This window comes from Mycobacterium europaeum, assembly GCF_002102155.1.
In the GTDB taxonomy this organism is placed as follows: Bacteria; Actinomycetota; Actinomycetes; order Mycobacteriales; family Mycobacteriaceae; genus Mycobacterium; species Mycobacterium europaeum.
On record NZ_LQOU01000023.1, the window covers coordinates 21,659 to 28,229 of the forward strand.

Here is a 6,571-nt window from a genome sequence, read left to right on the forward strand (position 1 = left end):
TATGAGATGTCCTAATCGAGCGGGACGTTGAGGATCGGCCGGTCGACCGCGGCGCCGGGGCCGTCGAAATGCCACCACTCCCCCGAGTACGGGGCCAGGCCGCCGTACTTCATCGCGTTGCGCAACGCCGCGCGATTCGCCTGCGCGTCGGCACTGACGCCCTGGGTCGCGAAAGCGGTTGCGCGCGGGGAGAAGTCGTCGAAGTCCGTCCCCATGTCGGCCAGGCAGAGGCCGTCGGCATGCTGCCCGGACGCGCAAGGCTGCTGCGTCGTCGTGAACGTCACGTCCACCGAACGCCCCGACTCGTGGCTGCGCGCATACTGCCTGGGGCGTGCGACCCACGCCGGATTCGGGACGGCGTTGAACATCTTGACCTGGACGTCGTGCGGCCGATAGCAGTCCCAGAACACCAGGAGATGCCCCTGCGGCCGCAGCGCGGACGCGGCCGCCGCCAGCCCCGACGCTATCGATTGATGTACCAGGCAGCGGGCATCCGAGGGGTAGAGCTGCGTGTGGGTGAAGTTGTTGGTCGTCGCGTAGCGCAGGTCGACGACGGCGTCGGAGACCACACTGCGGACGTCGACGAACCCGGCCGCGCGCGCCGCATCGCTCACCGGCGGGATATCGGGGCCGGCCTGGGCGCTCCCGACGCCCGACACCGCGATCAAGCCCGCGACGACCACGGGCGCAAGGTACCCGCGCAAAACAGCCATCCGGCCATTGTCGCCGTTGGCCACCCCGAGTCGCGTGAACCCTAGGAGATGTCGCCCTCGACGTAGCGCTGCAGGTTCGGCGCCACCGCCGCCACCACCTCGTCGTCGGGCATCGACGCGATCGGCTCGATCTTCCAGACGTAGCGCAGCAACGCGAAGCCGATCAGCTGGGTGGCGATCAGCCCGCTGCGCTGCAGTCGGTCCTCCTCGTCGGCGCCCAGAGTGGAACCACCGATCAGGCCGCGCTCCACGATCAACCGCAGCTTCTCTCGGGTCTTGCCTTCGTGAGCGGCGGTCAGCACCACCGCGCGCAGGATCGGACCGACCTCCTCATCGGTCCAGGTGTCCAGCACGGTCCGGATCAATTGCCGGCCCAGTTCGTCTTTGGGCGTCGCCCAGGTCGCGGCCACCGCCTCGAGCCACTTCTGCGGTGGCGTGGTCGCGGCGTCGAGCAGGCCCTCCTTGGAGCCGAAGTAGTGATAAATCAGCGCCGGGTCGACGTCCGCGGCCCGGGCGACGGCACGAATGGCCGTGCCTGCCCAACCACATTCGGCAAATTCGTCGCGGGCGGCGGCCAGGATGCGTGCCGCCAGCACGCCGCGCTCGTCGCGCGGACCGGGAGTTAACGGTCGCCGGGGCACCGTTTCACCCTACCGGAAGTCTCATCTTGCGTTGAAACTAGTCTCAACGTAGCGTGAAATTGTGACGACACTCAACGGCCCCCAAACCACCGGCCGCGAATACCGGAACCTCAGTGAGCCGCAGTACGGGACCCACACCGACATCAACACCGCGATCAGGATGCGCGACGGCACAACGCTTTTGGCCGACGTCCACCGACCGGATGCCGAAGGCCGCTTCCCGGCGCTGCTGGCCGCCTCGCCGTATCCGCGGCAGATGCAGGACCTGGGCGCGCCGGCGGGGTTCATCGAGGCCGGCAGGACGGACTTCTGGGTGCCGCGCGGCTACGTGCACGTCATCGCCAACCTGCGCGGTACCTCCGGTTCCGAGGGCTGTTTCAACTTCTTCGACGCGCAGGAGCGCCGCGATGTACACGACCTCGTCGAGTGGGTCGCGGCTCAGCCGTGGTGCGACGGGAACGTCGGCATGATCGGCATCAGCTACTTCGCGATGACCCAACTCGAGGCAGCCGTCGAGCGGCCACCGCACCTCAAAGCGATCTTTCCCCTTGCCGTGACGAGCGACCTGTACGAGGGTGCCAACCACCACGGGCTGCTGAGTTCGTCATTCATCACCCCGTTCCTCGCGATGATGGGCCTGACGTCCGAGCGCAGCGACAAGCTGTGGCGCAGCAGGCCATTGGGGCTGGCGCGGCGCGTGCTGAACAGTCCGGGTGTGCACAAGAGATTCGAGACCATGAACGGCGAGGCGGCGGTCACCATGCTGCGCCAACTGCTCAGGCTGCCCCACGATCCCCACCCGTGGGACGAATTGTGGCAGGAGGCGGCGGTCAAGCACCCGACGCGCGACGAGTGGTGGGAGGAGCGAAACCTGTTGCCGTTGCTCGCGCGGATCGACATCCCGGTGTATCTGGGGTGCGACTGGGAGAACGTGCCGTTACACTTGCCGTCGACGTTCGCCACCTGGGAGGGGCTGTCGGACAACGCAGATGTGCGGATGGGCATGCTTGGGAAGTTCGGGCTGACCTGGCCTTGGGAGAGCATGCACACCGAGGCGCTGGCCTGGTACGACCATTGGCTGAAGGGCCGCGACACCGGCATCACCGAGGGGCCGCCGATCCGCTATTTCCTGCCCGGCGCCGACGAGTGGCGAACCGCCGCCTCCTGGCCGCCGTCAACGGCCCCGCATCACGAACTGGCGCTGCGCGCCGACGGCGCGTTGGATGCCGACGAGGGTGAGGCGGGCGGTCGCGAATTCATGGTGCTGGGCTCCGGATTGGGCCGCGTCAAACCCAGCGAGGTCGATCCGCCGCCGATGCTGGCCTGGACCAGCGCGCCGCTGGCCCAGGACGTCGATGTGGTCGGCGACATCGAGCTGCGGCTGGTTGCGTCGGCGACGGCGATCGATACCGCCTGGATGGCGATGCTGCAGGACGTGGCCCCGGACGGGGAGACGATCGCCGTGACCGCGGGCTGGCTGCGCGCCAGCTTGCGCGAGGTCGACGACGCGGCAAGCCGCCCCGGCGCGCCGGTGCTGCCCTGCCGTCACCCGCAAGCGGTACCGCTGGGTGAGGACGTCGAATACCGAATTCCATTGGTCCCCAATGCGCGCCGGTTCAAGGCCGGCCACCGCATTCGCCTGACGCTCACCAGTGACGACCAGGACCCGTCGACGCCGGCGATGATGAACTTCCGGCATGCCAGCGTCGGCACCTCGAGCCTGAACACGGTGCGCTCGTCGTCGCGCCTATTGCTGCCGGTGCTCGGGTAGCGGTCAGTCCACCGGGGTGAATTCGATGTGTAGCTCGGTAAGCCCGCGCAGCAGGAAGGTCGGCTCGTAGCGGTACTGCCGGTGGCCGAGTGGGCCGTGCTTGGCCTCGGCGGTCACCATGTCGCGGGTCCGATCCAGAAGGCGGTTGATGGTGATCTGTCCCTCCACCCGCGCGAGCGGGGCGCCCGCGCAGGTGTGGATGCCGCGGCCGAACGCGATGTGCTCGCGGACGTTCTTGCGGTCCACCCGGAACTCGTTGGGATTGTCGAACTTTCGCGGGTCGCGGTTGGCCGCCCCGATGCACAGCATGATGACCGTGCCGGCCTGGATGTGCACCCGGCCCAATGTGGTCGTCTTGCGTGCGAGCCGAAAGTCGACCTTGGTGGGACTCTGCATGCGCAACGCCTCTTCGATGAACGGGCCGATCAGGTCGCGGTCGGCCCGCAGGTGCTCCTGCAGTTCGGGTTGGTCGCCGAGAACCTGGACCGCCGAGCTCAGCAGCTTGGTCACGGTCTCCTGCCCGGCCGCGAACAGGAAGGTGGCCGGCCGGACCACCTCCAGCAGGGGCGGGGTCGAACCGTCGGGGTAGGTCGCGGTGGCCAGGCCGGTGAGCACGTCCTCGCGCGGTAGCTCTCGCCGCTCGGCGATGTAGCCGCTGAAGAGGTGATCGAGGTACTGCAACGGGTTACTGCCCACCGGCTCGTGATCGAGGGCACCCACCCGGGCGCCCGGGGCGTTGCCGGCCCCCAGGTTGCGGCGGATCTCGGGGCGGTCCTCGTCCGGAACCCCGAGGAGGTCGGCGATCGCCAGCGTGGCGAACGGCTTGCCGTAGTCGGCGAGGAACTCACAGCGACCGTTGGCAAGGAATTCGTCGAATTGCCGGTCGGCCAATTGCCAGATGTAGTCCTTGTTTTCCTGCAACCGGCGGGGCGTCAGGAGCCGGCCCAGCAGGGAGCGCGCCTTGTCGTGTTCGGGCGGGTCCATGACGACCATGTGCTCGAAGATCGGGAATTCGTGGCGATGCGCGTCGATTTGGTCGCTGATGTCATCGCCTTCCGGTGTGAACGGCAGCGGCGGGAAGGGACCGCCGATCGCGTTGACAGCGGAGAACGAATCGACGTCTTTGAAGGCGGCCTGGACTTCCTGGTAACCGGTGACCGCCACCACCCCATAGTGCGGCTCGCGGAACACCGGCCCCTGCTCCCGCAGGTAATCCCAGTACGCGTAGGGGTCCTGGGCGATGTCGGCATCGGTGAAGTAGTCGACGCCGGCGAGATCGGTCATGAGTCCAAATCCTCTCGGACTACAACTTTGGTCGATCGACCAGATTGCTAGGATGCGGGTATGCCTACCACGCGTCGCACGGACCGGTCAAGCAGGCCGGGCGCCTCGGCCCCCAGGGCGAATCGTCGGAACAAGGCGAACGACGAGGTCGGCGCGCGCGGCAAGCTGATCGAGGCCACCGCTCGGATCATGCGCGCCGAGGGCTACGCCGCGGCCACGTCGCGGCGCGTAGCCGCCGAGGCGGGGGTCAGGCAGGCCCTGGTCTATTACTACTTTCCGACAATGGACGACCTGTTCGTGGAGGTGCTGCGCAACGGCGCGGAGGCGGCCCTGACACGCATGCGCGGCCTGCTGGCCGAAGACGATCCGCTGGCGGCGCTCTGGCTGTTGAACAGTGACCCCGTCTCGACCGTACTCAATGCCGAATTCATGGCATTGGCCAATCACCGCAAGGCAATTGGCGCCGAGCTCAAGGCGTACGCGGAGCGCGTGCGCGACATCGAGACGGCGGCTGTCACGATGGTGCTTCGCGCCAACGGCGTCGACCTCGAGCAGTATCCCCCGGTGGCGATCTCGATGCTAATCGCACAGACGGCGCGCAGCCTGTGCAATGAGAGCGCCGTCGGCGTGACCCAGGGACATGAGGAGTTGCGCGCATTCGTCCAACGCCAGCTGAGCCTGCTGCAGGCGCCCACCGCGACTCCGCCCCGCCGCGACTAGCACCGGGCGAGCGTGGCGCCGGTGCCGCGTTCGACACCGCCCGCGCACCGCTCCATCGGGCGATTGCGCCAACGGGCTGTTGACAGCGCCGCGGATTGCTGCCAGGCTCACTGATCGATCGACCAAATTTATCCGGGTGTACCGGCCGTTACCGGCGCCCGGCCTCTGCGGACAGTGAGGTGCAATCGTGGGCGGACGAGTCGAGGGCAAGGTGGCGTTCATCACCGGTGCGGCCCGCGGGCAGGGGCGCAGTCACGCCGTGCGCCTGGCGCAGGAAGGCGCCGACATCATCGCAGTCGACATCTGCAGACCGATCAGCAGCAGCAGCGAGATTCCGCCCGCGACACCGGACGACCTGGCCGAAACGGCCGACCTGATCAAGGGGCTCGACCGCCGCGTCGTGACCGCCGAGGTCGATGTGCGGGACTACGACGCCCTCAAAGCGGCGGTGGACGGCGGCGTCGAGCAACTGGGCCGGTTGGACATCATCTGCGCGAATGCCGGCATCGGCAACGGCGGCCAGACCCTCGACAAAACCAGCGAAGACGACTGGCGCGACATGATCGACGTCAACCTCTCCGGTGTCTGGAAGACGGTGAAAGCCGGCGTACCACACCTGATTTCGCAAGGCCAGGGTGGGTCGATCATCCTCACCAGCTCGGTCGGTGGGCTGAAGGCATACCCGCACACGGGCCACTACATCGCGGCCAAGCACGGCGTCGTCGGACTGATGCGCACCTTCGCCATCGAGCTCGGCCAGCACTTCATCCGCGTCAACTCCGTTCACCCCACCAACGTCAACACGCCGATGTTCATGAACGAGGGAACCATGAAGCTGTTTCGGCCCGACTTGAAGAACCCCGGTCCCGACGACCTCAAGGTCGCCGCGCAGTTCATGCACGTGCTGCCGATCGGGTGGGTGGAGCCGGTGGACATCAGCAACGCGGTGTTGTTCCTGGCGTCGGATGAATCCCGTTACATCACCGGCCTTCCGGTCACCGTCGACGCCGGGAGCATGCTCAAATAGGTCGATCCGAACCGGCCTCGTCGAGCACACGTCGCTTCTGCTCGGCGATGACCTGGTTGAGGTGGGAGGCTTTCAGCCAACCGTAGTGAGCGGCGAAATGCAGCGCCAGCTCGTCCATTTCGTCGAAGGAGACGTCACCGCTCTTCAATGCGGCATAGGCGTGGGACACGATCGGGTACTGAGCGTCCTGAAATCCCACGCATGCCACGGTGATCAGGCGGCGTTCCTTCATTCCCAGGCCGGGCCGCAGCCACATCTCCCCGAACACGAAGTTGAGGATGCCCGCCCCCGAGTACGGATTGTCTCGCGCCGGTGCGAACGGCAGGCAGTTGATCTCCCTGAAACGCCCTGGAAATCCCGGAGGCTCCTGACCTTGGAAACGAGGATGCAGGTATGCCCACGGAATCGTCGTCGG

7 protein-coding genes are annotated in these 6,571 nt (G+C 67.0%); 3 read left to right on the forward strand and 4 right to left on the reverse strand.

Features of this window, described 5'->3' with window-relative positions:
- Nucleotides 1-11: 11 nt before the first annotated feature.
- Complete coding sequence (locus AWC03_RS11770; RefSeq protein ID WP_085240659.1) at nucleotides 12-713, reverse strand: M15 family metallopeptidase; 702 nt, start codon at nucleotides 711-713, stop codon at nucleotides 12-14.
- 41 nt (nucleotides 714-754) lie between these two features.
- Nucleotides 755-1,354, reverse strand: a complete 600-nt coding sequence (locus AWC03_RS11775) for a TetR/AcrR family transcriptional regulator (RefSeq protein ID WP_085240651.1) — start codon at nucleotides 1,352-1,354, stop codon at nucleotides 755-757.
- Nucleotides 1,355-1,415: 61 nt separating this feature from the next.
- Between AWC03_RS11775 and AWC03_RS11780 the strand changes: the two genes are divergently transcribed.
- On the forward strand, nucleotides 1,416-3,125 hold the full coding sequence (locus tag AWC03_RS11780; RefSeq protein WP_085240652.1) for a CocE/NonD family hydrolase: 1,710 nt from the start codon (nucleotides 1,416-1,418) through the stop codon (nucleotides 3,123-3,125).
- A gap of 3 nt (nucleotides 3,126-3,128) precedes the next feature.
- Here the strand turns inward: AWC03_RS11780 and AWC03_RS11785 are convergent, their stop codons facing one another.
- On the reverse strand, nucleotides 3,129-4,409 hold the full coding sequence (locus AWC03_RS11785) for a cytochrome P450 (RefSeq protein ID WP_085240653.1): 1,281 nt from the start codon (nucleotides 4,407-4,409) through the stop codon (nucleotides 3,129-3,131).
- A 165-nt stretch (nucleotides 4,410-4,574) separates the two neighbouring features.
- Between AWC03_RS11785 and AWC03_RS11790 the strand changes: the two genes are divergently transcribed.
- Complete coding sequence (locus tag AWC03_RS11790; protein WP_244275229.1) at nucleotides 4,575-5,129, forward strand: TetR/AcrR family transcriptional regulator; 555 nt, start codon at nucleotides 4,575-4,577, stop codon at nucleotides 5,127-5,129.
- 187 nt (nucleotides 5,130-5,316) lie between these two features.
- A complete protein-coding gene (locus AWC03_RS11795; protein ID WP_085240655.1) occupies nucleotides 5,317-6,156 on the forward strand; it encodes a mycofactocin-coupled SDR family oxidoreductase in 840 nt (279 codons plus the stop codon).
- Here AWC03_RS11795 and AWC03_RS11800 read toward each other — a convergent pair.
- The coding region (locus AWC03_RS11800; protein WP_249025864.1) for a carboxymuconolactone decarboxylase family protein at nucleotides 6,149-6,571 on the reverse strand (423 nt) is incomplete at its 5' end. The two genes, AWC03_RS11795 and AWC03_RS11800, sit on opposite strands and share 8 nt — an antisense overlap.

Bases quoted from the DNA above. Each gene is read 5' to 3' on its own strand.
- AWC03_RS11785 (WP_085240653.1), bottom strand. From the start codon at position 4,409: ATGACCGATCTCGCCGGCGTCGACTACTTCACCGATGCCGACATCGCC.
- AWC03_RS11770 (WP_085240659.1), bottom strand. From the start codon at position 713: ATGGCTGTTTTGCGCGGGTACCTTGCGCCCGTGGTCGTCGCGGGCTTG.